Source organism: Paenibacillus lupini, assembly GCF_011761355.1.
Classification (GTDB): domain Bacteria; phylum Bacillota; class Bacilli; order Paenibacillales; family Paenibacillaceae; genus Pristimantibacillus; species Pristimantibacillus lupini.
In genome coordinates this window covers 218088-243545 of record NZ_JAASRW010000002.1, presented here as the reverse complement: position 1 = coordinate 243545, position 25458 = coordinate 218088, and the positions used below count along the sequence as shown (strand labels likewise).

The 25458-nt window shown below is 42.6% G+C and carries 23 protein-coding genes, 1 pseudogene and 1 other annotated feature; of the genes and pseudogenes, 4 read left to right on the top strand and 20 right to left on the bottom strand.

The genetic code is table 11. The annotated features are described in order from the left end of the window. Positions 1-26 precede the first annotated feature (26 nt). From FHS17_RS06770 to FHS17_RS06735, 8 genes are all read right to left on the bottom strand, one after another. A complete protein-coding gene (locus FHS17_RS06770) occupies positions 27-1763 on the bottom strand; it encodes a sensor histidine kinase (protein ID WP_167277088.1) in 1737 nt (578 codons plus the stop codon). A 5-nt stretch (positions 1764-1768) separates the two neighbouring features. Continuing rightward, entirely contained in the window at positions 1769-3277 is a 1509-nt protein-coding gene (locus FHS17_RS06765; RefSeq protein ID WP_167277085.1) for a response regulator, read from the bottom strand. Positions 3278-3379: 102 nt separating this feature from the next. Then, complete coding sequence (locus FHS17_RS06760; protein ID WP_167277081.1) at positions 3380-4282, bottom strand: glycoside hydrolase family protein; 903 nt, start codon at positions 4280-4282, stop codon at positions 3380-3382. A 92-nt stretch (positions 4283-4374) separates the two neighbouring features. Then, positions 4375-5961, bottom strand: coding sequence for a type 2 periplasmic-binding domain-containing protein (locus FHS17_RS06755; RefSeq protein ID WP_167277078.1), 1587 nt, complete (start codon positions 5959-5961; stop codon positions 4375-4377). Between the two features lie 74 nt (positions 5962-6035). Further along, positions 6036-6908 carry a carbohydrate ABC transporter permease gene (locus tag FHS17_RS06750; protein WP_167277075.1) on the bottom strand — a complete coding sequence of 291 codons (873 nt, stop codon included), beginning with the start codon at positions 6906-6908 and terminating at the stop codon, positions 6036-6038. Positions 6909-6926: 18 nt separating this feature from the next. After that, positions 6927-7889: an ABC transporter permease gene (locus FHS17_RS06745; RefSeq protein ID WP_167277072.1), complete on the bottom strand. Its 963-nt coding sequence runs from the start codon at positions 7887-7889 to the stop codon at positions 6927-6929. Positions 7890-7933: 44 nt separating this feature from the next. Continuing rightward, complete coding sequence (locus FHS17_RS06740; protein WP_208420254.1) at positions 7934-9061, bottom strand: glycoside hydrolase family 88 protein; 1128 nt, start codon at positions 9059-9061, stop codon at positions 7934-7936. 315 nt (positions 9062-9376) lie between these two features. Next, positions 9377-10813 (bottom strand): glycosyl hydrolase family 28 protein, encoded by a 1437-nt coding sequence (locus FHS17_RS06735; protein WP_167277066.1) that lies wholly within the window; start codon positions 10811-10813, stop codon positions 9377-9379. 105 nt (positions 10814-10918) lie between these two features. Here FHS17_RS06735 and FHS17_RS06730 point away from each other — a divergent pair, with 105 nt between their 5' ends. Beyond that, positions 10919-11617, top strand: coding sequence for an IclR family transcriptional regulator (locus tag FHS17_RS06730; RefSeq protein WP_167277063.1), 699 nt, complete (start codon positions 10919-10921; stop codon positions 11615-11617). Positions 11618-12343: 726 nt separating this feature from the next. Here FHS17_RS06730 and FHS17_RS06725 read toward each other — a convergent pair. From FHS17_RS06725 to FHS17_RS06710, 4 genes are all read right to left on the bottom strand, one after another. Next, positions 12344-12697 carry a hypothetical protein gene (locus tag FHS17_RS06725; RefSeq protein ID WP_167277060.1) on the bottom strand — a complete coding sequence of 118 codons (354 nt, stop codon included), beginning with the start codon at positions 12695-12697 and terminating at the stop codon, positions 12344-12346. A 469-nt stretch (positions 12698-13166) separates the two neighbouring features. Continuing rightward, on the bottom strand, positions 13167-14270 hold the full coding sequence (locus FHS17_RS06720) for a copper amine oxidase N-terminal domain-containing protein (protein ID WP_167277057.1): 1104 nt from the start codon (positions 14268-14270) through the stop codon (positions 13167-13169). Between the two features lie 97 nt (positions 14271-14367). Continuing rightward, the gene (locus tag FHS17_RS06715) at positions 14368-15384 is read right to left on the bottom strand and encodes a phosphotransferase family protein (RefSeq protein WP_167277054.1); all 1017 of its coding nucleotides are present in this window, start codon (positions 15382-15384) and stop codon (positions 14368-14370) included. 31 nt (positions 15385-15415) lie between these two features. Beyond that, on the bottom strand, positions 15416-15850 hold the full coding sequence (locus FHS17_RS06710) for an Lrp/AsnC family transcriptional regulator (protein WP_167277050.1): 435 nt from the start codon (positions 15848-15850) through the stop codon (positions 15416-15418). Positions 15851-15998: 148 nt separating this feature from the next. On the opposite strand from FHS17_RS06710, the gene FHS17_RS06705 reads away from it, so the two are divergent. Beyond that, a complete protein-coding gene (locus tag FHS17_RS06705; protein ID WP_167277047.1) occupies positions 15999-16829 on the top strand; it encodes an alpha/beta fold hydrolase in 831 nt (276 codons plus the stop codon). A gap of 82 nt (positions 16830-16911) precedes the next feature. Here FHS17_RS06705 and thyA read toward each other — a convergent pair whose 3' ends face one another. The 4 genes from thyA to FHS17_RS06685 all read right to left on the bottom strand — a co-directional run bounded on the left by thyA (position 16912) and on the right by FHS17_RS06685 (position 19505). Further along, the gene (thyA, locus tag FHS17_RS06700; RefSeq protein ID WP_167278172.1) at positions 16912-17745 is read right to left on the bottom strand and encodes a thymidylate synthase; all 834 of its coding nucleotides are present in this window, start codon (positions 17743-17745) and stop codon (positions 16912-16914) included. 35 nt (positions 17746-17780) lie between these two features. Continuing rightward, positions 17781-18185, bottom strand: a complete 405-nt coding sequence (locus tag FHS17_RS06695; RefSeq protein WP_167277044.1) for a hypothetical protein — start codon at positions 18183-18185, stop codon at positions 17781-17783. 17 nt (positions 18186-18202) lie between these two features. Beyond that, a complete protein-coding gene (gene fabZ / locus FHS17_RS06690; protein WP_167277041.1) occupies positions 18203-18634 on the bottom strand; it encodes a 3-hydroxyacyl-ACP dehydratase FabZ in 432 nt (143 codons plus the stop codon). 106 nt (positions 18635-18740) lie between these two features. Further along, positions 18741-19505, bottom strand: coding sequence for a hypothetical protein (locus FHS17_RS06685; protein WP_167277038.1), 765 nt, complete (start codon positions 19503-19505; stop codon positions 18741-18743). Positions 19506-19769: 264 nt separating this feature from the next. Between FHS17_RS06685 and FHS17_RS06680 the strand changes: the two are divergent. Then, a pseudogene (locus FHS17_RS06680) lies at positions 19770-20180 on the top strand (transposase); the annotation flags it as partial. 150 nt (positions 20181-20330) lie between these two features. Further along, positions 20331-20693 (top strand): DUF4440 domain-containing protein, encoded by a 363-nt coding sequence (locus FHS17_RS06675; protein WP_167277035.1) that lies wholly within the window; start codon positions 20331-20333, stop codon positions 20691-20693. 92 nt (positions 20694-20785) lie between these two features. Here FHS17_RS06675 and FHS17_RS31290 read toward each other — a convergent pair whose 3' ends face one another. The 4 genes from FHS17_RS31290 to FHS17_RS06660 form a co-directional block, all read right to left on the bottom strand. Beyond that, positions 20786-20962, bottom strand: a complete 177-nt coding sequence (locus FHS17_RS31290) for a YfjL-like protein (RefSeq protein ID WP_462931737.1) — start codon at positions 20960-20962, stop codon at positions 20786-20788. A 14-nt stretch (positions 20963-20976) separates the two neighbouring features. After that, positions 20977-22251 (bottom strand): serine hydrolase domain-containing protein, encoded by a 1275-nt coding sequence (locus FHS17_RS06670; protein ID WP_167277032.1) that lies wholly within the window; start codon positions 22249-22251, stop codon positions 20977-20979. Between the two features lie 15 nt (positions 22252-22266). After that, positions 22267-23292 (bottom strand): DUF2332 domain-containing protein, encoded by a 1026-nt coding sequence (locus FHS17_RS06665; RefSeq protein ID WP_167277028.1) that lies wholly within the window; start codon positions 23290-23292, stop codon positions 22267-22269. A gap of 94 nt (positions 23293-23386) precedes the next feature. Next, on the bottom strand, positions 23387-25063 hold the full coding sequence (locus FHS17_RS06660) for a glutamine--tRNA ligase/YqeY domain fusion protein (RefSeq protein WP_167277025.1): 1677 nt from the start codon (positions 25061-25063) through the stop codon (positions 23387-23389). A gap of 81 nt (positions 25064-25144) precedes the next feature. After that, positions 25145-25397: a binding site (T-box leader), on the bottom strand. Positions 25398-25458 lie beyond the last annotated feature (61 nt).

Here is a 25458-nt window from a genome sequence, read left to right as displayed (position 1 = left end):
TAACCCCCTTGAAACCAACCATCTCTCTATCGGTGAGTGACCGGAACATCAATCGTGACACAAGTCCCCTCATCTGGCGTGCTTTGCAGCGTGAGCTCTGCAGTCTGACCAAAATATAAATCCAGCCGCTTCATAATATTGCTGATGCCATAGCCGCTTCCGCGATGTCTGCGCTGCTGACTGCTTCCCTCTTCCGACATGCCAACACCGTCATCGCATATTTGTATAATGAGACGTTCGTTGTCTATGCGGCCTGTGATCCGAACCGTTCCTCTTCCACCTGGCTTTTCAGAAATTCCGTGAAGGATCGCGTTCTCGACAATCGGCTGAAGAGTGATCTTAGGAAGCATGCAGTCCATCACCTGCTCATCAACTTCCACTTCAAGCTGAATCCGGTTCTTGAACCGTTTCTTCTGGATTTCCATATAGATTGTGCTCAGCTTGAGCTCATCCTTGACCGTTACAAAATCATGACCTTTGTTCAAAATCAGCTTGTAATAATCAGATAAGGCATAAATAATCTGCTGAATATTGTCCCGTTCTTCCTTCTGCGCCATCCAGTTAAGCATATCAAGCGTATTGTACAGAAAATGGGGATTGATCTGGGATTGGAGCGCCTTCAGTTCCGCTTGCGTCTTCTCCTGGCCTAATTTATATTGCTCGACCATAAGCTCCTGCACGCTATTAATCATATAGTTATAGCTTAAGATCAGCTGGCCAACCTCATCCTTGCTTGGACGAATATCCAGTTCATTCAGACGGCCCTGCCTCACCTGGCTCATTTTGTTCATTAGCAGATAAATCCGGCGTGTAATAGACTTGGCAACTGGAAAAATAAATAAGAGAAGAACAAGACAAATGATCAAATAAACCATGACCATTTGATATTTAATTTTATTGATGCTCTCTGCCGCAGCGCGGTGGGAAATGACAGACATCAGATACAGATTGGTATTCCCAATCTCTTGCCCTCTCGCCATATAGGATCCGCTTGCAAGTGATACGTTGACATAGGAGCCCTTACTGTCAAAAGGCCCCTCGAGCCGCATCGTCTCAATCTCCTTCTTCCCGCTGCCTGCGACAAGCTCACCAGCTGCGGTCTCGACATAAACGAGTTGTTCCGGATTGGATTTGGTCAAACTCTGCTCAATCTGCTTTAATTCCACATTTAGAGATACGATGCCAATCGCAGAGGTATAGTCTTCCGGGTTCCACAGCAGCTTGTTCAGCGACAGGTAGGACAGGCCTGTACGGATATCTATATCTTTATTTAACGTCCAGGTAGGGCTGCCTTTATTTTCAATAACCTTCTGTGCCCAGTCCTGCTGCCGAATGCTGTTCATGCGCCGGAAGAGGGTATCTACACCTGTAAAGGCATAGTTGTCATCCACAAAATAAACGATGTTGTCGATGTCCGAGCTTGATACCATGATCTGTGTATAATCCACGATATTGCCGTAGACCTCAATCTGATCGGCTACACTCATACGGGCAGCACCTTTGGATAGGATCGTTTCCATATCTTTGTTGACGATCAGCATCGAGGATAACTCCTCAATATGCTCCAGCTTGCGGTTTAAGGTGGTCAGCGTCTGCTCATAGCTCTGATTCTCCGCATAGTTCTGTCCGTTCACAACAAGCTTGCGAATTTCTCCGTAAGAGATAAAGAAGGTGATAATGAGCGGTACAATCCCGATTAAAGCAAATAAAATAATGATCTTCTTGCGCAAAGGCATGTCATTGACGGTATGGATAAGGTTCATCCTGATCAGGTCTTCTTTCTATATTCAAGTGGCGACAAATCGGTAGAAGCCTTAAACACCTTGGCGAAATAGCTCGCACTGGCGTAGCCGCACAGCTCAGCAATCGTATTCATTTTATAATGCTCACTCATGACCAGCTTCTTTGCCAGACCTATTCGGTAATCGCTAATATACTGTTTGATTGATGTACCTGTCTCCTGCTTGAACAGCATCCCAAGATGAGCCGTCGACAGATGCATCTGGTCAGCGATGGTCCTCAAATCAAGGTCCGGATTGCGGTAATGAGCTGCAATATACCCAATCACATCCTGCACGAGACGGGAATAAGGAGAGGACTCCTGAACCTCCTCCATATAGGTCGTACAGATGATCCGCATCATCATTTCCAAACTATCAAGTGTCCTGCATTCACGCAGGCTTTGCTCCACATTCCGAATGCCATAATCATTCTCCAGTTGAATAAGCAGCTTCTGATTTCCGCCAACCAAGGCTAACGCAGCGGTCTCAAATAAGGTAATAATTCGTGCACGGTCTGTATATTCATGATCTCTCAGCATGCTGCATGTGGTATCCACCCAATGCAGAAGCTGATCGGGATGTTCTTCTTTAACTTTATAAAACTTGGGCAGCAGAGTCGTGAAGAAAGCTTTGCTCTGTTCTCTCTCCTCTTGCTGCGAGTAGAAACGGATCTCTGGATAATAGAAAGATCGCTCCGCTGCAATACAAGCCAAGCGATAGCTCTCCGGAAGCTCTTCCAGCCGGTTAGCAGTCACTCCCATTCCAATGCTGTATGTCTCATTTTTCCGGACAAACAAGTCTGCCAAGTAATTTACCCGCTTATAATCCTGTTTGTCATAAGCGGCGATAACAAAGCAGCGGTATCGGTCAAGCTGCTCTCCGATCGCCATTACCCCGTTACTGCTCCAGTAGCGGTTAATGAGATCCAGATCGGCACGGCTGCTCTCATCCTCATTCCTGCTAAACATAATCATCCCCACGTAACGTTTGCCAAGGGGAAAACCTGTTTCCTGGCATAGCTCCTTAATGGTGTCCTGATCAGCTCCAGTATTACGTAATAAGCCGACCAGCCGCTGCCGCTCCAGCTCATTTTTTTGATTCAGAACCGCCGTTTGCTTCTGTTTACTCTGAATGCTAAGAACGGATTTGAGAATAGCTTGTTCTACCTCAGCAAGCTTAAGCGGCTTCTCTATATATTCAACAGCGGACAGCTTAATGGCACTCTTCAAATATTCCACATCCATATAGCCGCTCATAAATAATAATTGGCATCCCGGAGATGTCTCGGCAAGCTTCTCAGCAAATTCGATACCATTCAGCTTCGGCATACGGACGTCGGTCAGAACAATATCCGGCTTCTTAAGTGCAGCCAGCTTTAATGCCTCAGCCCCGTCACATGCGAGGAACACTTCCTGTATGCCAAATTTCTCGAAATCGATCGACTCGCTTAAACCTTCCCGGGTGTAATCATCGTCATCTGCAATTAGCAGCCGCATGAGTCATCCCGCCCCTTTTCTACCATGATGATAACGCTTGCAACTTCTTAAAGTTTATATGATCTTGTCGCAAATTTAAATAGAAAGGATAGATTCTCACATCTATCCATAAACCTGCAGTAATCTCTCATATTCCAGAGCCGTAACCGGAATAACTGAGCCATGACGCGGCCGATCCGGCAAGGAATAATGAGCGGGCATCTGCCAGGTACCCGATGATAGATCGGAAGTCACAAGCGGAATATACCCTCTGAATCCAAATTCATCGATAAACAGATACCATTTCTCCTCGACATTGGATTTGAAAATGATAGGCCCTTCCCCTCGAACCATAAAATCCAGCTCTACCTGATGATGGATCATCGTATAGGAATCATCCTCAAAGTATTGTCCCTCCTCCTGGATAATGTTCTTCCCTTTGGTAAACCGATAGATTTGCCCATGATGTTCAATTAAAGTCGCATCAAGAACGGAATAGCCATAATCCATATATACCTTCGGCTTACTGAATTGCACAAAATCTTTTGTTGTTACATACATCATCCGATGATAACGGCCAGGGAAGCTGTCTGCCATAGAAGCCCAGAATACTTTAAAGTGCTGATGCCTCGCATCATAGAAGATCTCCGGTGCCCAAGTGCAGCCTGCATCACTCGGAGCAACCTCGACCATTCGCTGATCAGACCAATGGATAAGATCATAGGAATTCCACACCATAATAGATTTGCTGCCTGAGGTCACCGCGCGGTTCCAGCCCGGATTTCTATAAATACTCAGATCAGTTGCCACTAGATAAAATTTATCCCCTTGCGGTGACCTTGCCAGATACGGATCCCTTATCCCTCCTTCTCCTAATCTGGAGGTCAGAACAGGACGTCCGCCATTTAGCTCCAGCCAATGCAGTGGATCATTCCCTTTACTCAGCGCAAAGTATACCTGCTCTTCATCTGCTGTCTCATTGCCCTTGAAATAGGCAAACAAATAGCCTGCATAGTTATCCGCCACATCATCTACCCTCTATCTATTGTGAAATTTGAAAGGCTGTTAAGCTGCAAAAAAGAAGACTTCTGATCGTCCAGAAGCCTTCCTTTGGCCTATTATTTCAACGCTGCTTGACGCTCTTGATAAACTTTGGTCGCCTCATCCAGCATTTGCTGACCGCCGGCTTTCAGCCATTCCGCTTTAAAGGATACAAACTCCTTGTCCACGTCGCCTTTCGTTACCATCACTTTGGAATAGAACGAATCCTCGAGTGTATTCAAGTTAGCCAGATATTGCGTTTTCGATTCCAAAGGTGTTGGTCCAAGAAGATCGGAAATGATCTCGTTACCAGTATTCAGCTTATCCGAGAATGCTTGTTTGTCGGCAGGCATTTGGAACTTCGCATTGGAAAGCGAGCGATCTACGAATGGATTATAGAAACCACCTGTACCCAGGTCATTCTGAAGCTGCGGAGTATCCAAATATTCTTTTTTCCACACAGGAACACCGTCTACCATATCGTACGATACGCCTTCTTCACCGTAAGTCGTTTTGAGATACACTTCATCATTAGTTGCAAGATCTTCAAGCATTTGCAGGATTTTAATCCGTTTCTTATCATCCTTCTCCAGCTGCTTGCCGAACATAAGCGGAGTTTGCAGAGGACCATTCGACATGACATATGTCTTGCCTGCCGGACCCATCAGACCTTTGCCATATACAACCGGGAATCCATTTGCTTTGTCCTGCTCCAGCATGCCAAATAGATGATGGTACATGAAGGTGTCTTTTATTCCAATCTTCTGGCTGTTCCATTTCGTCGTAATTTGATCGTTATCGTCTGTCAGGAATTCCGGATCGATCAGGTCAGCGTTATACCATTGATTAATTTTCTTAGCCGCTTCCTTGGCTTGGTCTGTAATTCCGCCCCAAGTGACTGTACCGTCCGCTGCCAGCATGAATTGATAAGGGTTAACCCCGTACGAAGCGAAAACTTCATTAAACAGCTGATTTCTTGCCGCTTTACCGCGGCCTGTCATGCCATAAGTATCTTTCTTGCCGTTGCCATCCGGATCGTCATTACGGAATTTCGTCAGCACATCCTCGTATTCTTCTAACGTTTTTGGTGCTTCTGTATAGCCAATCTTGTTCAGCCAAGCTCCATTAAAAGTAGGGATAAATCCATATCGGCCGTTCAACCAAATTCTTGGTACGCCGTAGTTTTTACCGTCAACAAGTGCAATTCCCCATGCCGCGGTGTCAATTTCATCGATATCGGCCGAATATTTTGGCATATATTGCTTGATCTCATCCGTAGAGATTGTTGCGATAATCCCTTGTCTTGCGTAGTTGGCCATGTCTGCTTCTTGAAGTGTACCTGGGAAAATATCAGGAATCTCGTTGGAAGCAAGCTTCAGCTTAAAGCTCTCATCTGTAAGATTCATGTTGATGAATTTCACATTATATTTCTCTTCAAGATATTTCTGAGTTGCGTTGCCGTCTGCCGATGGCAGATTCCATGTCGAACCGATGGAGATCTCGATAAGTTTTTCATTCGCTGTATCCGTAGCTTTAGCATCATTCGTCTGTGATGCATTATTGCTAGTAGTGCTGTTTGGTGTATTGTTCGAGTTGCTGCTGCAGCCTGCCATAAGGGATAATGCCAATACGGACGCTAATACCACTTTTTTGCCATGCTTCATTTTTATTGCTCCCCTTTATCATGTAATAGACTATTATTTAAACGGAGTAAGAGATCCGGATAAACCACACCGTATTAACCTTTCAGAGAACCTACCATCGTCCCTTTAACGAAATACTTTTGCAGGAACGGATACACGATTAGAATAGGTACAACAGCGAAGATGACAGTAGCTGCCTTGATCGAGGTCTCATACTGAAGATTGGCCGCCCCCGTAACCCTTCCGAATATTTCGGCATCCGCGCTTGTTACGACAACTTCCCTCAGAAAGAACTGAATGGTCTTTAGATCTGTGTCAGTGACGTAGATAATGGCATCAAACCAAGCATTCCAATTGGCAACGGCTGCCCATAAACCTAAAGTAGCTAGAACCGGCTTTGAGAGTGGAAGAATGATACTCCATAAAATCCGCATATCGTTTGCACCGTCGATTTTGGCTGACTCTTCTACTTCAACCGGAATTGTCATAAAGAAATTGCGCATAATGAGCATCGAAAACGTTGGAATTAATCCTGGCAGAATGTACACCCAGAAGTTGTTAAGCAGGTGCAGATCTCTAATCAGCAAGTAAGTTGGAATTAATCCACCGCTGAAAAACATCGTGAATACAATGATCATCGTATAGAAGCTGCGATGCGGCAGATGCTTGCGTGAGAGCGGATAAGCCGCCAGCGCCATTGCAATGAGGCTGAGCACAGTACCAATGACCGTACGAAGCGTTGTGTTACGCATCCCGATCCAAATCTTCTTCTGCGTTAGCAGCTGCTTCCAGGAGAAGAGGTCAATGTCTCTTGGGAACCAATGGAACCCAAAGCGGCCAGCTTCCTTAGGAGCACTGAAGGATATGGATGCAATATGGATGAATGGATAGATGGCTATTGCACAAAGTATTAATATAAACACGAGAAGAATTACTTGGAAAATTTTTTCACCGCTTGTCATTTTCATCTTGTCTTGCTCCCCTCCTTACAGAACGCCTTCCTGACCCATTTTTTTCACAATATAGTTCGTGCCAAGGACCAGTGTGATCCCGACCACATTTTTGAATAAGCCAACTGCTGTTGTTAATCCCATCTGGAAGTTAACAATACCCTGCCTGTAAACATAGGTGTCTATGACGTCCCCAACCTCAAAAACAGCTGGGCTGTACAGGTTGTAGATTTGATCAAAGCCAGCGTTCAGAATGCCGCCAAGTGAGAGAATAAACATAATTGATATAATTGGCAGCATCGATGGAAGAGTGACATGCCACGTTTGCTTCCAGCGGTTCGCCCCGTCCATACGCGCAGCTTCGTACAAGGTCTGATCAATACTCGACAATGCAGCGAGGTATACGATTGTTCCCCAGCCTACCTCTTTCCAGATGTTGGTCACAACTAGACTAAATCGGAAATACCTCGTATCCCCAAGGAAGTAGATCGGATCAATACCAAACCATCCAAGAACATAGTTAACTGGACCAGTTGAAGGCGAAAGCATCAGGAAGACGATACCTGATAGAACAACCCACGAGAAGAAATGCGGCAGGTACGAGATCGACTGCGCAATTTTCTTAAACCAGGTGATTCGCAGCTCATTAAGCAAAAGGGCTAAAATGATCGGTGCTGGAAATCCGAATAAAATATTTAGACCGCTTATGATTACGGTATTTTTTAAAATTCGAGGAAACTCTGGTGACTGATTGAACAAGTAATCAAAGTAGGCAAAGTTGTTCCAAGGGCTGTCCCAAGTTCCCAGAACTGGACTAAAATCTTTAAAAGCAATCAGAATGCCGTACATAGGTCCGTAGCAGAAAATCGCATACCATACCAGGACCGGCAGCAGCATCAGGAGAAGATATCTGCTCTTTTTATACTCTCTCCAGGTGTGTCGTAATTTGGATTGCTTCGCAGAAGCGCTTTCAATTATTGCAGGATGTGCATTTTCCATTACGATGTGCTCCTTTCCATATCACTCTCATCTGATGCTTTCTTCTACCAAATGAGCACATGCTTGCCTTTCAAACGCATTACTGCTTCGATGAAGAAGTAATCGCCGTAAATAATTGGAACCTCTGTATGTCTCTCGCCGTGATAAGCTGCCGTTCCGCCGTCCACGATAGAATCTTCGCCTACGTTCCAATTGCAGAAGCGTTCATCCGTTGCACAAAGAATGTTAATTGCTGCATGCCGGTATAAATCCTGTTCAAGCTCCGGAAGTGCATCTGCTAATTCGAGCAGCCCGCAAGCTGCACATACACCTGCTGTTGTATCCCATTTCACTGGCTCCTTCGGCGAACGGAAATCAACGACAGGAACAAATCCTGTGGCAGATACGTTAGCGATGAAGTAGTGTGCGATACGTTTTGCTGCGTTCAGGTAACGTTCATCCTTCGTGTAACGGTAGCTTAATGCGAACCCATATAATGCCCATGCCTGACCTCTCGACCAAGAGGAACCACTCGCAAAACCTTGACCACCTGGCGTTTCCATTAACTCGCCGTTCTCAGGACTCAGAATTGCTATATGATTGCTAGAGCCGTCTTCCCGTATTGTGTGCCGGAGCACTGTATCCGCGTGATCGATTGCGATATATTGAAACCTTGGGTCAGCTGATTCCTGACTCGCCCAATATAGGAGCGGAATGTTCATCATGCTGTCGATAATGATCCAGCCTGTGCAGTCATCATTCCAGGCTCTGATGAATTTGCCCCGGGGATTGTATCGTCCGGCCAGCAGATTCGCAGCGTGCATGCCTCTAGACTTCGATCTCTCATTCCCAGTAAAGCGATAGTTCGCTACTGCGGAATGCAGCCACATAAACCCAACATCATGATGTAATCCGTCATATCCGTCAAACGCCGCATCCAGTCTGCGTTCCACACCTTCAGCTGCAGCTTTATATTTGTCTTCCTTCGTCGCTTGATACATGTGCCATAGCATGCCCGGCCAAAATCCGTTCGTCCACCAGAATACGTCGCTCTCTCCCATATCCTCACGGTATACCCCACCTTCTGGTACATAAGGGATTCGATCACCGATCCGGTCACATTGCGCAGACATCTTAAGCTCGATTTTGTCCCATGTGCTGTCAATCCACTGCTGAATCTTGTCTTTATCCATGCCCATTCTCCTACTCTCTGTTGTTAACATTTCCTCTTGCTAAACTAATTGTAAGCGCATCAAAAAAATGAAAATATCACACTTTTACAAGATTCCTTGTAATTTTCCGTTCAAACTGCGCAATCGAATGTTCTTCGACCACTGTTGCTCTGTTATTCCTTGATCTAAAATTAATAAGGTTGGAATCCCAGAGCAAAGGCGGACGCTAACGCTTCTTCAGAATCATTCGATTGCTCCGTTTTCACTTTGTGAGCGAACAAAAAATGGCTGTACGGTCTTAATCCGCACAGCCATTAAAAGATAGTAAGTTAAAACCTAACTAAACTTAAGTCGATTCACGTGCTCTCCCAGCTCGAAATTACCGGAGGTGGGATCGGTGACTTTAAGATTGTTGATATAGAAATTCTGGATTGTGACTCCGTCGATGGAACGTTCTGCATCGAAACCACTGAGGCGGGAAATCGCGTTGTCGCTGCCATTGTAATAGATACCATCGAACGTTATATGCTCGATTCGATTACCTGGGAATGGATTGTAGTCAGGATTCCAGATGACACGGATATCGATAATCCGTCCGAGCTCAAATGGCTCGATTCGGATGTTGCGGTAAGACACTTGGCGCACCGTATTTTTGTCACCGGCGTTGATGGTCAGGCAGCCCTGATAATTATCCTGAGGCTCATGATGCTCGAGGATATCGATATTTTCGAAAATGATGTTTTCGATTAGAGTTCCATCTGCATCATAATCCCCATGTGTTCCAATCATAGTCGGATGGGCTACATCGGCCCATAGGGTTGAATTTTTTACCGTAATATTCCGAGTGTTACCATAGTAACACCAGCGATGACCGTAGATGGCGATACAGTCATCCGAATTACGCATGAACACATCATCGATCTCAACGTCGCAGCAGGACATCATATCGATACCATCTGACCAGCCCCGAGTACTAAATGATTCAAAATTTGAGATTCGGATATGTTGGGATTGCCCAAGATAAATGCTGTAATGAGGCGGATCGATAACGGATATTCCAGAGATGTCGATATGCTGAGCGTACATCACCCGAACTCCACGGAAGGCAGCGAAGCGTCCAAACTCCGCCAAATAGATCATGCCTCGACCTGAGATTTGCACATTCTCCACCTTATCGCAGACAAATGATCCAGCTACATAAGCGCCGCCTTCGATGTAGATCTTCTTGTTGGAAGGAATGTTAATGATGACCTGCTCAATATGGTGCATACCAGGTTTGAAATATAACGTATGAAAGCGATCCGACGTTAGTTTCTCTTGCAAGTCTTCCACACGATGAATTCGAGGTTCAATGACTGCAATACCAGGATCGGTTGGATCAGGGTGATCCTCCTCCAGCTCTTTCGCAATGAGATGCAGGTTATGGAATCGATCTCCGTTGATCTCAATGGAAAGTTTTTCGGGCTTGGTTAAGATGAACTGGATCACTTGCTCATCAATCACTTTTGCAGATATGCCCTTTGAGAGAGGACGGATCGCAGCTTCTTTTACCAATCCTCGGTTACAATAGATTTTCACCTCAACTTCACCACTGAAATCAAATTTTACCAGCGATGCCTCCCTGACGTTATGCATATCCACTTTTACAAGTAATACCTCCAGCTCCGTCCATTCCCCGTCCGATGTACGTACTTGCACATTAAAATCTTTATTTTTCGGTATTGTGTCTGGAATAGAATACGTTCTCAAATCGTTAACCACTATTTTAGTCAATTGAACATTCCTCCATACAGCCTTATTGCCTATCCATTTATTCCTTCATTCTACTCATCCCAATTAGCGTGGACTATCGTAATTTTGCTAGATTTCTTGTAAATAATGACACGTAAGGTTGCCTTGTTAAAAACGTTAGATAATTCACTCGAACTATTGAATTACTTTACGAAGGAGACGCCTCAGTGGGGCGTTCGGGAATTGGCGAAAGCAATGGAAATGAACCATTCTATCGTATTTCGAATTTTAGCTACCTTCGAACAGCATGGATTTCTTATGCAGGATAAGGATACAAAGAAGTATTCCTTAGGCGAAATCGTGGAAAGCTCGCAAACGATCCGTTATGGCGTTACAGTAGGAAGCCGGTCTCCACTTTACACAGGGGCATCGAACAAAGTCATTATGGCTTTTCTCCCGAAAGAGGAGCAGGAATCGTTGATGAGCAACGGACTGCAGCCATTTACCAACAAGACAATCGTTTCTGAGGATGCGCTTCGCCTTGATCTTGAGAAGATCCGCGCTGCGGGATGGGCCTATTCAGTAGGGGAATATACGGAATCCGTATTTGCACTTTCCTTGCCTTTATTTAACGCTTCCCGAGAAGTTGTATCTTCATTAACCGTAGGGGGACCGGAATTTCGAATGTCACCTGAAAAGATCGAAGCTGCTTTACAGAAGTTAAGCCAAGGACGACAATTAGCTGTTATTACCGTGCCGAGAGAAAAACTAATTCTTAGCACAACGATGCGTAATCCCAAGCTGCTTAAGCCAGTTGAAGAGATTATCGGCAAATCAATTATTTAAAACAAACAACCACTTCCCTACTGTATGGGAAGTGGTTGTTTTCGTTTTATGGCTGTTAAGGAGCAGTCCCAACACTTGAGACAACCCAGAACGGCCCAAATTTTCTAAGATAGAAAACAAATAATTCATCACCAGTAACTCTGTCTACATAATTGGTTACATCATACCAATGCCCATAATGACGGTCATATTGCTTCATATCAGTTATATTTGATGTAAATACACTTCCAAGGTGAATGCGGATCAGCATATACCTTCGGATTGTCAATTCCGGGGTTAAGAAGCTAACAACCCACATCATAACTAAAATAATGATGGCTATCCTGGTTATCGTTCGTTTCTGCAGCTTGATAATGACTCACCTCTACGATTGATAGATTCCATTATAAGGGATTTAATTCTAGTTGTTAGACGACAGAAATACGTGATTAGTTTCGTTTATAGAAAAAAAAGCACCAGTTGCTAGAGTTATCTCTACTCAACAGGTACCTTATATAGTCTCAATCAACCTGCAAAAGTGCAGGCCATTTAGCAGTTGATGCTCATTTCCATTGAATCTGATGCAAATGTGCAGGTAAAATCTCAAATTGGTAATAAATTGCTCAAGAATGGCTAATCTAACTGTATTATCGCATTATATTAAGCGATTAGCTCTTGTCTCTCGAGATTATCATGTATTCCAGCATTTTGATCGAGATCAATACGAGCTTGTGAACCATACATTTCCTAGTACGTTCTTACCCAATCAAAAGCTCTACACATAAATGCGAAGGTATCATGCTCTTCTTCTTTTACCCTAAAGCTTATATCCTCAAGTTGTTCCTCTGAAATATCCTGAATGTTTATTTCTACACGGAATACTCCCTGGAAGCTGCTTATTTTTAGATCTTTAACATCCTCAAAAGTAATGATTACTTTTTGCCCCTCTTCCACTAGCGGAAGTGAACTAAGCGTTATGATTAAGTTATCTGTTAAAATCCCCACTTCATTCTCACAACGTACCAGATTAAAGGATTGTATGTAGCAAAGCTTGTAATGTTTCTGATAAAAACCTTGTATTCTATCAGCCGTATTTTTCATTTAGAGCTCGCCTCCTTGTTTTAAATATACGAGTTTCTATATACAAATGAAAAGGACCATCACGAAAGATGGCCCTCTAGCACTAATTATCCACTTACCCCTTTACCGCCCCAGCCGTCATTCCTTCAACTAAGAATTTCTGCAGGAATACGAAGATGAGCACAACTGGCAGCACGCTCATAACAGAGGAAGCCATCATACTGCCCCAATCTGGTTCAATGGGGAATTGTTAGTACTGCGCAAGTCAATGTTCTTTCGATCGCCATTGCCGCCGGATTGTTTTGAATTGGTTAGCCCGCTGAGCGGGTACAATCCGGTCGGCAAAAGCGAGTCTACAGAACATTCACTTGCTCCGTCTGCCCACTTTCTCCCTCTGCTAAGAGGGGGGCGGGCAAAATAAAAAAACCACCATTGGAATGGTGGTTTCGAAAATTTAATTACTATTAATATTTCCCCAGCAATAATTTGATCAATATTGAGGGTGTTCGATTTGGGCTCTGATTTCATTAGCTAACTGTTGATCATGGGCAAGCTGAGGGTGAAGGACAATCCCTTTTGAAAGGATGATTAATCCTTTGCTATAGTAAACCTGCAAATGTAATGCTTCGGCAATTGTACGAAGCGGAACAAATGCGCGGTCATTGCGAATCTCAAACTTGTTTACCGAATCTTTTAGTTTAAATACTAGATTATGAGTCGGCATACTTTCCAAATATGCATGTTCAATCGTAATTTCCCCCTGCTTCTTGTCATAATTAACGGTAGCCCCTAAAGCATGGGAGATAAAGACCAACGGAACATATGTCGTGCCGTTTTTGACATAAGGTGCGACTTTAGCATTTGATGAGTCAACCGTTTGCTGCTGACCAAAGACTAATACGTGTGGTTTATTTATAATCAGTCCGATCGAGTTATTCATTAGTTCTGTTACTTCGTCGCGACATCCTGCATCCTTTTTATAGAGATCGATATAATCTGTAATAATATCAATGGCCTCTTGCCGAATATCTTGGACCAGGCTTTTATCGGCAAGTACCTTCTCCATATAACAATAACTAAGCGCCATAGCTTCAGACGACCCTTGCGATCTTGCAAGAGAGTTAACCAGAGCTATAGTCATGCTGTTCGGCAAAGCTTCACTGGCTTGTCCAATCCAATTCGTATCCGGGTTCATGTAATGATCGAGCACCTTCAGATACCCAAGGACAAATATTTCATCTCCACGAAGCAGATTAAAATTAAGTGAGTTTGCTTCCTTTCCATAAATTTCTTTTGCATATTGATTCATAATATCGCGGTCATCCCATTGACTGTAGCTAGAATAGATCGCATTCATCACTGCGGCCTTTTGATCAAGAGGATTTTTCTCAGCTGCTAAAAACTCAGCAATCTCTTTGCTGTAACCTGAACTGTGCGCTGCGGCTACAATATCAATATCGAGATAAGCTTGATAAAAGGGAGTCGATGTTATAGGAGAATCAGCAAATGCCTTCTTCTCTCCTAATTGCATGGATAGTAGTAATAATAGGAATGATAAAAGTACTGCTGTGTTTCGTTTGATCGTTATTTTCATCCTTTCCGCCTCCTAAATCATTTCATTTCCATAATTTACAATCTAGCACCCCCTAACTCTACCATATGTTGGAACTCATATACTCCTAAAAATTCTCTCATTTACTCTCGTCAACGAGCCACTGTTCAATTTCAGAAATCCGATCTGCATAACGTGCTAAAGCATTTATGGTTGCTGTAACCTGATCCGTTCCCATCTGCTGTTCTTGCTCGTCTGTGCATTCCAGCCATAATGACCGCTTTAAATTATATTCCAGCCAGCCTAACATTCCTGCGAAGCCGGTCTTTAATACCTGATTCCAAATTGCTTGAATGGCTCCGTATCTCTTTTTATACCCTCTGACAAAAGCCATGAATCTCTCTTTATCCAGCGTTCCTGTATCATCCTCTGACCAGTAAACTGCGGTTTCAGTCAAGCTTTGCATTGGATGGATATGCCCTGATGCTTCCCAATCAATAAGGATGGGATTGTCTGCGTTCCACATCACATTCTTAGCATCCAAATCTAGATGGCTAATCACCGTATTGGATTCTAGTTGTTTTACTGCATCATTAGCTTTTGCATTCCAGTCGTAAAGCCGTTCTAGCGTTTCGCAAAATAAAGGAGCCCATACTGCATGATTTATTTGGCCCTGTTCAAAGTAATAAGTCCAATTTATTAATTGAGCAACACCTGACTCCTCTTTGCTGAGACCGAGCTCTGTAAAATCCGTCCTATGAATGTCTGCTAGAATAGCACCTATTTTCTCACAGTGGACCCTATTCATTTCATTTGCTTTCAAACTTCTGCCATCAACCCAATCGAATACGAGATAACATTGATTATCGATCTGCTGTACTGAGGTTCCGTTAAATTGCTTTGCTGGAAGTGCAGGAACATGATTGGCAGCCACATTAGCAATTCTTTCGGAATTACTTATGTTTTGCATCGCCTTAGGTCTGATCATAACTTGAGGATTTAATGCTTTAATGGCATATTTCCCCTCAGTAGTTTCAACAGTATACATTCGATGTAAAAGTCCGCCAGTCAGCACCTCAGGTGTACCAACCAATTCACCTAGTTGTAATGTCGTACACAGTTTTTCAAAATTCAGATTATACTGTCTGTCACTCAATTATTTATCCCCCCAAATCCATTTAGATAAGTCAATCCTGGCTTGTGACAAGGCTTTTATGCTCGAATCGTGTGGAGAGAACAACGTTAGTTAATGAAAATCCAAATGTATTACAAGTTTCTAGAAAAGCCTCTAAGGTTTCACTTGTTTCGGTAATAACCTTTAATAGGTAATTATATTCCCCACTCGTTCTGTAGAAATCGACGATCTCTGGGGAAGCTTCGACGAAGACTTCAAACTCTTTGCAGTTATTTGATTTGAAAAGAACAAAGGCGGTCGTATATTTGCCTAGCTTAGAAGGGGAAATCTCCGCTCGATAGCCTGTTATAACCCCCTGCTCCTCCAGCTTCCGAAGTCGTTCCGTTACAGCAGGCTGTGACATTGCGATCATTCTGCTCATCTCGGAAATCGTAATCCTGGCGTTATCGTGAAGGATTGATAATATTTTGTAATCAATGTGATCCATATTCAGAGCACCTCAATTTTATAAGTTTAGGTCGGACATCAACGATAGAATTAAGTTTTCAAGCACCAAACGCCTTCATATTCCCATTCAAATTGTAAGTCGGTTCCAATAAAATGTCACTAATAACCAATGAAGGGGATTGAGGACGATGAAAAACATAATAAATGACGAAAGCAGAACAACGGCGGGGGTAAACTTTTTCAAGACTGGTGATGGTGTTCGGATTGCGTATCGAATCGATGGCTCAGCAGGTAAACCAGTACTGATGCTTGGGAACTCCATTGCCACTTCGATGAGCATGTGGGATGGCCAGCTAGCAGAATTATCTTTGCACTTCCGAGTCCTTCGCTATGATTATCGGGGGCACGGCGACTCGGATACACCTGACGGTCCATATTCTTTCGACAGACTAGGGCGGGATGTAATCGAATTACTTGATGCCCTTCAAATTGATCGTATGCACTTTCTTGGTCTGTCGCTTGGTGGTGTTATCGGACAATGGCTTGGTATCTACGCTCCAGAGCGGATTGACCGGCTAATCTTAAGCAATACTTCCTCTTACCTTGGGCCGGCTGATCAATGGGAGAGTTTAATCACCTCTGTACTTCAACCGGGGAAACTACCTGAGTTCGCCGATATGTTCATGAACAATTGGTTCCCTTCGCATATGCTCGTGTCAGATAATGCGCTCGTCGCATCATTCCGAGAAACGGTACTCGCTACTCGCCCACAGGGAATTGCAGGCAGCTGGGCTGCGATCCGCGACATGGATATGCGCCGGACAGCCGCACTGATTAACAACCCCACACTTGTCATTGCCGGCCAGTATGACACCGTAACACTTCCAAGCCACAGCGAATTACTTGCCGAGACAGTACCCAATGCAAAGCTCGTTATACTTCCTTCCGTTCATCTCTCTAATGTGGAGTACCAAGCCGAATTTCTAGGCGCTGTGCTCGAATTCCTGGAAACCAAATAAGATAATCCATATGAGAAAGGAGCAGTCTGCTGTGGCAATCTGCTCCTTTTATGTATCTCTATGATTTCAGCAGTCTAAAAAGTTAGATCGCAATTTCCATCTGAATTTTTGGATGGTATTCGTAATCTTTTAAAATGAAATCATTTATTGTAAAATCATCGAACCTTTTTATTTCAGGATTGATCCAAAGTTCAGGGGCTGGATAGGGATGACGACCGACCTGTTCCTTTAAAGGATCTACGTGTCTTTCATAAATATGTGCATCATTAATATTGAACGTAAGAGATCCTAGGTTGTATCCCGTTACTTGAGCTATCATTCGTTGTAAAACGTAATATTGGAAGACATTGAATGGATTACCTAATCCGATATCATTTGATCTAGCATTAACCACTAAATGAAGTGCCCCTTGTTTAATAAGCCATTGGTTATTCCAAACACACGGATATAACTCCATTTGATCCAGGTCATCGATGTTCCAAAGTGAAATGACATGTCTTCTTGATGCAGGATTATTAATGAGTTGATCAATTAGATTATGAACTTGATTTGTGATTTTTCCGTTTATCATAATGGGTTTTCCTAACTGATAGCCATAGGCCTTCCCAATATGATTATTCGTATTCGTCCACTCTTTCCATATCTTCACGTTGTTATCATCCAAATAGGTACAATCACTTGTTCTCTTTACATAAAACCATAACAATTCATGAATGGCCGATTTCCATGGCACTCTTTTTGTTGTAAGAATTGGCACTTCTGAGTTATCAAATATTAACTGCTTAGAAATTAGACTTTTTGTATAGGCTGGGGAACCATCTGCCCATGTTGTTCTAACATCCAAATCTTGGTCCCAGTACCCATGTTCAAGAATATCATTTACTAATTCATTATAAATCCAATCAGCCTTTCCCATCATTGAGCCCCCATATCAATTATTGTCTGCGTTTTCTATTCAGCTATTGCGGAACGTAATTCGACTGGGATGACGGGATCTTTTACACTTATTCCCTCATACACCCACTGTCTAGATTTATCCAATCCGTAATGAGCAATAATGGTCTGTTCAGCCTCAGATCTCCACTTGCTATCCCCTATAAAAGCAGTTATCTTCACTTCTAACTTTTCTTTCCGCTTCGTCATCGTCACTTCACTATCATCGATAATCAACGTAGACAATAGAAATTTCTCATCGTTCCCCTTTGCGATACCTAAATATATATTATGAGCAGACCCTTCAACATCTTGGATCACTTCATCAGAAGTAATCATCGTCGGCTCACTATTATTACCACACGCTGCTAATCCAAGAAGCATGAACAGTAGAAGGCAAGACGTACCAATTATTTTCCTCAAAAGTTTAAACTCCTTAATTACAAGATTGAACTGAATGCAAACATAATTTCAGCTTCACAAACTAATTCATTGCTTACCGTGGCGATGCCCTTTCCTTTAACGATTTGTCCCTTTACTCGAGTCACTTCAAATACAAGATGGAGTTGATCTCCCGGTTTCACTTGTTTTTTGAAGCGGCAATTATCTATACCCGTCAATAAACCTATCTTAACGATACTACTCTCACTATTTGACATCACGATACCACCTACCTGTGCTAGTGCTTCTACAATTAAGACGCCAGGCATAACAGGATAGTCCGGAAAATGACCAAGGATACAGGGTTCATTGTAGGTTACATTCTTAATTCCAACTGCCCTCTGCCCTTCAACAAGTTCCAAAATTTGATCAACCAATAAAAAGGGATATCTATGAGGAATTAGCTCTTTAATTCTATTAATATCAAGCATGGATGGTCTCCTCCTAGTAAAATTCGTGTCATAATTCCCCCCTTGTATTCATTTAACGCTAAATCCACTACGGAGGTTGCGCATATTTTGCATACTATACCAATTATTAGTTGGTTATTTTCCATTTTATCGTGAGTTCGCCTTGCGCCTGATCACCGCTAACGACGATGCTCACTGTTGATGGCATCTCTACTTGATAGGTGATCCAATCTCCACTATCAGTGGTATTGCTAGTGTAATTGCCTCCCTTTGCATCTAAGTAAGTGCCATAGCCGCCTCCATTCGTGACCTTCCAATTTATATGATAGGACAATGTTTGCCCCTTTTCGAGGGTAATTGGAATCTTTTTTTGCCCATTAAAAAAAGCGAATTCCGCATGATAACCATCTATAGTTCTCGTCTCTGACCACAGCTTAACTTCCGTGGAATCAGTCACAGATACATAGACCGCAACGACTAGAAGCAATATAGCTGCAACTGCTTTGTAGAGCCGCCATCTGCGAAATAAGTAAGTCGCAACAAGAAACGCAAGCGAACAAGTCACTCCACACAGCCCAGCGATTAGACTCAACATCCACTGATTTGGAAACCAGAACAAAAAAGGAACATACCCTCCGAGTATATAAAGCAGCACCATGATTATCTTTTTATACGGGGCTGGTTTACAATTGTATAGCGCTATGTCCACCAACACAGAAAACAAGATGGCATAACCATATATATATTGCCACACTGGTAATTCGTGAGTTAGCTGAGACATCTGATAAGCATCAAAACCGCCGACTATAACGAGAAATCCAAGAAAAACTAGTCCTGCAGCCGCTATTTTTGAGGTCGCATAAGCTGCAGCCGCCGTCGATCTTTGCATCATAGGAATCCCCCTCTATTGTTTCCTTACTTCTAAGTTATCAGCACGCTGATCTGCCAAACAGTTCTAACTTTTTTAGAACCCTGCTTGCAAAGCGCAATAAAAAAGGAAGCAGCTGCCGTGGCATCTACTTCCTTTAATTACAACCTACTCTTTCGTTAGTTATGTAACGATGCTTCGTTCGTCTACCTCAGGGCTTATAACTATCCGTCATGATCCCGTCATCGTTAATATGTACCGAATAAAGTTCCAAATCGGGCTATTTATGAAATCCAGGAACAAAAGCATAAAGTTTGTCCGCATTGTGACAGCCACTTTGTTGTGCGATTTGGAAAGTACGTTATTAAAACTCGTACTGGAGAGGTCAAACGTCAACGTTACCGCTGTAAATCCTGCCGTCTAACCTTCAACGATCTCACGAATACCCCACTTCAACTTACCAGAAGACCTCATCTTTGGGTTCGATTCGTCGAAATGGATGAGACGTATTTCTTGTTCTCTGAAAAGGGCAAAAAGAATATCTCTGATCGCAAGTCTCGTAAGCATGGTGGCAAAGCTAAATATCGTGGCATTAGCAACGATCAAGTATGTGTTTTGGTTGCTCGTGATCGTCAAAAGATGACTTTCTCAGGTGTTCTTGGACGTGGACGTATTCGGACATCGAAACTGGATGAAGCTGGTTCAGTTACTTAGACAGCAAGGAATACGAGAATACAACGTCGAATAAGAAAAATATGCTGGTCGCCTCTTGTCTCTTTACTGTAAATGAGACAAACACCAGTCTTCGCCAAACATCTTTTTCTTTCTAAACGAATGGGAGGTTTTTTTGTGGATGAAACCATAATCATTGCTTGTGAAGAACGTCTTCGGTCAGCAATGCTATCCAGCAATGTAGAAGTGTTAGATGAACTGATCGCTGACGACCTTATCTTCGTTAATCATTTCGGAGAAATTTTATCAAAAGAAATGGATCTTAAAGCCCACCGTTCAGGAAACTTGAAAATTACTGAAATTGATATTTTGGACCAAAGAATTAGACTCTTTGATATGTTAGCCGTAACCGTTACACGAGTGACTTTAACTGGTATATTCGGAACTCCATTTGAAGGCGAGTTCTATTACACTCGTGTTTGGCAGTGTCGTATCGGGAAATGGAAAATTGTCTCAGGTCATTGTAGTTCCGTAGCATGATGCTCCAGTCATTGCCCTTCACAGGCAATTATAACAAGCTCCCTCGGTAAACAATAGTTAAATTAACCGCCTTTCAGTGGGTGGTTTTCTTTTTAATCAAAAATCAACAATAAACGAAAACAGAGCCTAAAACTAAAATAAACTTCTTCAATTTTATATGTTTTATCGATGTATGTCATTTCTAGATAATGACTAGCATCATGTTTGAATTTATATTTTGATATTGGATTCCCATTAAAAAATGAATATACTCCATATAAAGTCTTCAGGCTTCAAACCTCCCTTATGACTCTGTTACCGATTCCTTCCTATATCCAAAAAACGTCATTTTCCCTTCATCATTCTTAGCAATTCTATACGGATGGATCTGATCCGAATATCTGCGGGCAAATAATCCTTCGCCTACGGGGTAAATCTCGATATGATGGTTTCCAGCAAATCTAGTGAAATATAGCTTCTGATTAATAAGTTCAATCTGGATCTTATCCTTCAAGTAGGTTCCGCAATATGGTTTAAGCATATTTTCGCTGATTGGAATCTCTTTATGTTTAGCAGGAGCCTCTACCTCAACCTGATGTAAAATATCTGAAATCGCGTTACCGAGCCTATATTGATTGCTCTCCTCATTATTAGAAAGAATGATGATGCAAATATCTTCATCGTAATAATGCTGCATGTAGGTGGCTACTCCGAGATGATCTCCCCCATGGGAATACCTGTCCGTACCATAAATGTGGTGATGCTCCAAGCCATAGCAGTAATGGCTGCTATTCTCCTGGAAGAACCTCGTATACGTATTCGACGATAAAAGCTTACGATCCCGCAGACAGTTGTACCATTTCAATAAATCTTCGCAGTTAGATACGATAGCGCCTGCACCAATGCTGAACTTTTCGTTATGATAGGGAATTTTAACAGTGAAACTAAAGTCTTTCGTATAATTACTTGCCCTGTTCTTAATTAGTTTGCTGCTATCATCAACAACGCTGTTCCTCATTTCCAAGGGAGCAAAGATATGATTGTGAATAAAATCATCAAACTTTTCTCCGGATACGTGTTCAATGATCCATGCAAGCAGATTATAGTTGGAGTTGTTGTAATCAAATGCCGTGCCTGCTGATTTTACAGGCTGTTTACTGATATATTGCTCATAATAATCATGTCGCGAGTATTCCAACTTGTTGTATGCGGCGAAGAAATCATTTTCAAAATTATAAAAGTTATACAATCCGGAAGTATGCGACAATAAATGATGTACGGTAATTGATTCATCGATCTGCAACTCTGCAGGAAGGTACAATTGCGCAGATCTATCTAGATCAATTAATCCCTTATCGTATAGAATCATAGTGGCAAAGGCCGTAAACTGTTTGGATATGGAAGCAAGAGCGAAGCAGGTATGGATGTCATTTGTAATCCCCCACTCCAAATTTGCATAGCCATACGATTGTTCAAACAGTACTTCACCTCTTTTAATTACCTGAACAACACCAAAGACATCCCACAATTCCATGTAGCTGCTAATATATTGTTCCAGCTTCTCATTGACAGACAACATTTTGATCTCACCTTTCTATATTATTTTCCACTTAAACCATCGGCCGTGACCCTCTGTTTCAGCAAGTGTGATCTTATGTTCTGTACCATTAAAATAATAATCGAGATGAAGGTCCGTATCCCACATATTGTTATAAAGGTGAAACACATCTCTTTGTTTACCAAGCGCCTCAATATACTCACATAGCCTAATCTTCTCTTCTAGTGGAATTTGATTAGCAACATGTGTATGAAAAATACAAATGGTGGAGTCATCAGATATTTTCGAGATCATGTGTGGAAGAAGCTCAACCCCATTTCCCTCTACTAATTCAACTTGGTAACTCGTTAAACATTCAGCTGCTGCTTGAAAATAAGCAATTCTTTCTTTATGCTCCGGCCAAATTAATGCTTTTAGCCAAAGATAATCTTCTGCGTGATTTAGGTTATTTACATGGAGATCGATCCCGATTCTGGAGGCTACAGGAGGACTTTTTTTGAATAGAAAAGGCTGTTTGTTGCCTTTAATTTCTGATGTGATGTTCAGAGAGGTATGCTCATTACCATACACTGGTGATGAGTGATAGGAGTAGCTGTATTTATCCCAGAGCAGCTGTAACCCTGCACTAGTACCAATTTCTATAAGCGATAACGGCTTTCTTGTGAGCCTATGAATATAGCAAAAACTAGGATACAAATAAGCGCAGCGTCGTACTTCATTAGTCTGTACCAGCTTGGTTTCCAGGATAGGAATAATCTCATTCTCATACTGTTTGCAAAATAGTCTAAACCACTTAAAGGCACCGGAAGATTCCTTCGGTTCTTTTACAAGGCTTGCATAATACTGAGCAAGTTCATGTTCCGTCCCCTTCAACAGCAAATAATGAACAGCCCCAAACAAGAGATTAGGTATGGGTTGCCCTGACTTCGAATGAGCGGCAAGCTCTAGAAGCCAGGGTTCATTAGCAATATGTCGTGCCAAGTGTTCATATAAACGACTTAAATCCTTGCATTCTCTTTCTGCAAAAAGTTTAAATCGATCGGAAAGTCCATGGAGATCCATAACACACACCACCTTTTCCAGATAGTGGTATGATATCATGTTTGGTTGATAAACAATGCTTTAATGTTTTTATCTCAACTATAGATATTGTTTATCAAGTTTTAGGTTTATTCCAAGAATCCTTCAAGGATACGATCCGATTAAACACTATTCGATCACTATCCCCTTCCTTCCTATCGACGCAAAAATATCCATGACGTAAGAACTGAAATTTTTCCTCGGGACCGGCATGTTTAACCCATGCTTCCATAAGAACATCCTTTTTTCGTACCAATGATTCAGGATTCAGCTTTGTTGTCCAATCTTCGCTGTCTTTTGGGAGGTCTTCATCTAGAAGCAGTTTCTCATACAGATTAACATCCGCCTTTACACAATGGTTGGCCGAGATCCAATGAATCGTCCCCTTCACTTTACGCCCAGTGAATCCTGATCCACTCTTTGTAGCTGGATCGTAGGTACAACGCAGCTCAATAATCTCACCTGTATCGGGATCTTTCATTACTTCTTCGCATCTGATAAAATAAGCTCCTTTAAGCCTTACCTCACCATTTGGACTAAGCCGGTGAAACCCCTTGACTGGCTCCTCCATAAAATCGTCCCGTTCGATATAAATCGTTCTTGAGAAAGGAACCTCTCTCTTTCCCAGTGCCTCATTCTCGCTGTTGTTTTCAATCGATAACAACTCTACTTCCTCTTCCGGGTAGTTCGTAATGACAACCTTTAAAGGCTGCATAACAGCCATGATGCTGACCGATTTTCCTTTCAGATCCTGCCTGGTAAAATGGTCCAGCAGCGAAATGTCTACGGTACTTTGCGTTCGGATACTCCCGATTTCTTCAATAAAGGTACGTATGCTTTCTGAGGTGTAACCTCTTCGCCTTAAACCTCGAATGGTTGGAAGTCTAGGGTCATCCCAGCCTTCCACGTAGCAACCTTCCACCAGCTGCCTCAAAAAACGTTTACTCGTAACAACGCCTGTTAAGCTTAGACGACCAAACTCTCTTTGCCGCGGAGGCTCTGCAATCTCCAATTCATTCAGAACCCATTCGTACAAGGGCCGGTGATCTTTAAATTCAATCGAACATAAAGAATAGGTGATTCCTTCAATCGCATCTTGTATCGGATGGGCAAAATCGTACATCGGATATATGCACCAATCATGCTTGGTTCTGTAATGCTCGGCGTAAATAATCCGATATAAAACCGGATCTCGCAGATTCATATTCGGCGAGGCCATATTTATTTTTGCGCGTAAAACCTTGGATCCAGCAGGAAAAGCTCCATTTTTCATACGCTCAAACAGCTCCAGATTTTCCTCTACCGAACGATCCCGATAAGGACTGTTCCGCCCCGGCTCCGTTAATGTTCCGCGATACTCTGATAATTGGTCTGGGGATAGATCACAAACATAAGCTTTACCTTGCTCGATTAACGAAATGGCTGCCTTGCAGATCACGTCTGCATAATCCGATCCATAGTAAATGTGATTTTTCGGATCGTATCCAAGCCATTTGATGTCCTCAATAATCGCGTTCACAAACTCAATATCTTCTTTAAGTGGATTGGTATCATCAAATCGTAAATGAAAAGCTCCGTTATAGTGTTCAGCTATCTTATAATTCATATGGATCGCATACGCGCTCCCTATATGAAGATAGCCATTAGGCTCAGGTGGGAACCGTGTACACATTTCCCTGCTGAAAGGCTTTTGCTCCAGCTCCTCATTGATAAGTCTAAACATGTGGTGATCCGCTAAATGTTCGTTATCCATTGCATATTCCTCCTTTTGGAATAGAAACAACTGAGACTCAGAAAGAAAACAAAAAAAACTTCACCTCCAAGACAGTTATGTCTTGGGGACGAAGTTTCGCGGTGCCACCCCAGTTTATTAATATGTTGCCATATTAAACTCTTCAAGTACGGCATTGCTTGCAATGCTTATACTCTAGCACTGTAACGGGAGCTCCCGTCATGCTATCACCAGTTACGGATCCAGCATGCTGCTCAGAGACTTGGTTCGGGGAACGGTTCTCTGCTCCTTCTCAGCTGCCGGAGCTCTCTGTATGAGTACGCTATTCCCTTACTCTTCTCGTCATTGCATTTGAATAGTTGCTTATTATAATACGAATAATTCCCTTTTTTGTAAATGCTGTTCCGCTCATTGCC

Bases quoted from the DNA above. Each gene is read 5' to 3' on its own strand.
- FHS17_RS06765 (WP_167277085.1), bottom strand. From the start codon at position 3,277: ATGCGGCTGCTAATTGCAGATGACGATGATTACACCCGGGAAGGTTTA.
- FHS17_RS06770 (WP_167277088.1), bottom strand. From the start codon at position 1,763: ATGAACCTTATCCATACCGTCAATGACATGCCTTTGCGCAAGAAGATC.
- FHS17_RS06720 (WP_167277057.1), bottom strand. From the start codon at position 14,270: ATGAAAATAACGATCAAACGAAACACAGCAGTACTTTTATCATTCCTA.
- FHS17_RS06660 (WP_167277025.1), bottom strand. From the start codon at position 25,063: ATGGATAACGAACATTTAGCGGATCACCACATGTTTAGACTTATCAAT.
- FHS17_RS06665 (WP_167277028.1), bottom strand. From the start codon at position 23,292: ATGGATCTCCATGGACTTTCCGATCGATTTAAACTTTTTGCAGAAAGA.
- FHS17_RS06705 (WP_167277047.1), top strand. From the start codon at position 15,999: ATGAAAAACATAATAAATGACGAAAGCAGAACAACGGCGGGGGTAAAC.
- thyA (WP_167278172.1), bottom strand. From the start codon at position 17,745: ATGGGAAAGGCTGATTGGATTTATAATGAATTAGTAAATGATATTCTT.
- FHS17_RS06740 (WP_208420254.1), bottom strand. From the start codon at position 9,061: ATGGATAAAGACAAGATTCAGCAGTGGATTGACAGCACATGGGACAAA.
- FHS17_RS06710 (WP_167277050.1), bottom strand. From the start codon at position 15,850: ATGGATCACATTGATTACAAAATATTATCAATCCTTCACGATAACGCC.
- fabZ (WP_167277041.1), bottom strand. From the start codon at position 18,634: ATGCTTGATATTAATAGAATTAAAGAGCTAATTCCTCATAGATATCCC.
- FHS17_RS06730 (WP_167277063.1), top strand. From the start codon at position 10,919: ATGACACGTAAGGTTGCCTTGTTAAAAACGTTAGATAATTCACTCGAA.
- FHS17_RS06750 (WP_167277075.1), bottom strand. From the start codon at position 6,908: ATGAAAATGACAAGCGGTGAAAAAATTTTCCAAGTAATTCTTCTCGTG.
- FHS17_RS06685 (WP_167277038.1), bottom strand. From the start codon at position 19,505: ATGATGCAAAGATCGACGGCGGCTGCAGCTTATGCGACCTCAAAAATA.
- FHS17_RS06745 (WP_167277072.1), bottom strand. From the start codon at position 7,889: ATGGAAAATGCACATCCTGCAATAATTGAAAGCGCTTCTGCGAAGCAA.
- FHS17_RS06725 (WP_167277060.1), bottom strand. From the start codon at position 12,697: ATGAAAAATACGGCTGATAGAATACAAGGTTTTTATCAGAAACATTAC.
- FHS17_RS06670 (WP_167277032.1), bottom strand. From the start codon at position 22,251: ATGTTGTCTGTCAATGAGAAGCTGGAACAATATATTAGCAGCTACATG.
- FHS17_RS06755 (WP_167277078.1), bottom strand. From the start codon at position 5,961: ATGAAGCATGGCAAAAAAGTGGTATTAGCGTCCGTATTGGCATTATCC.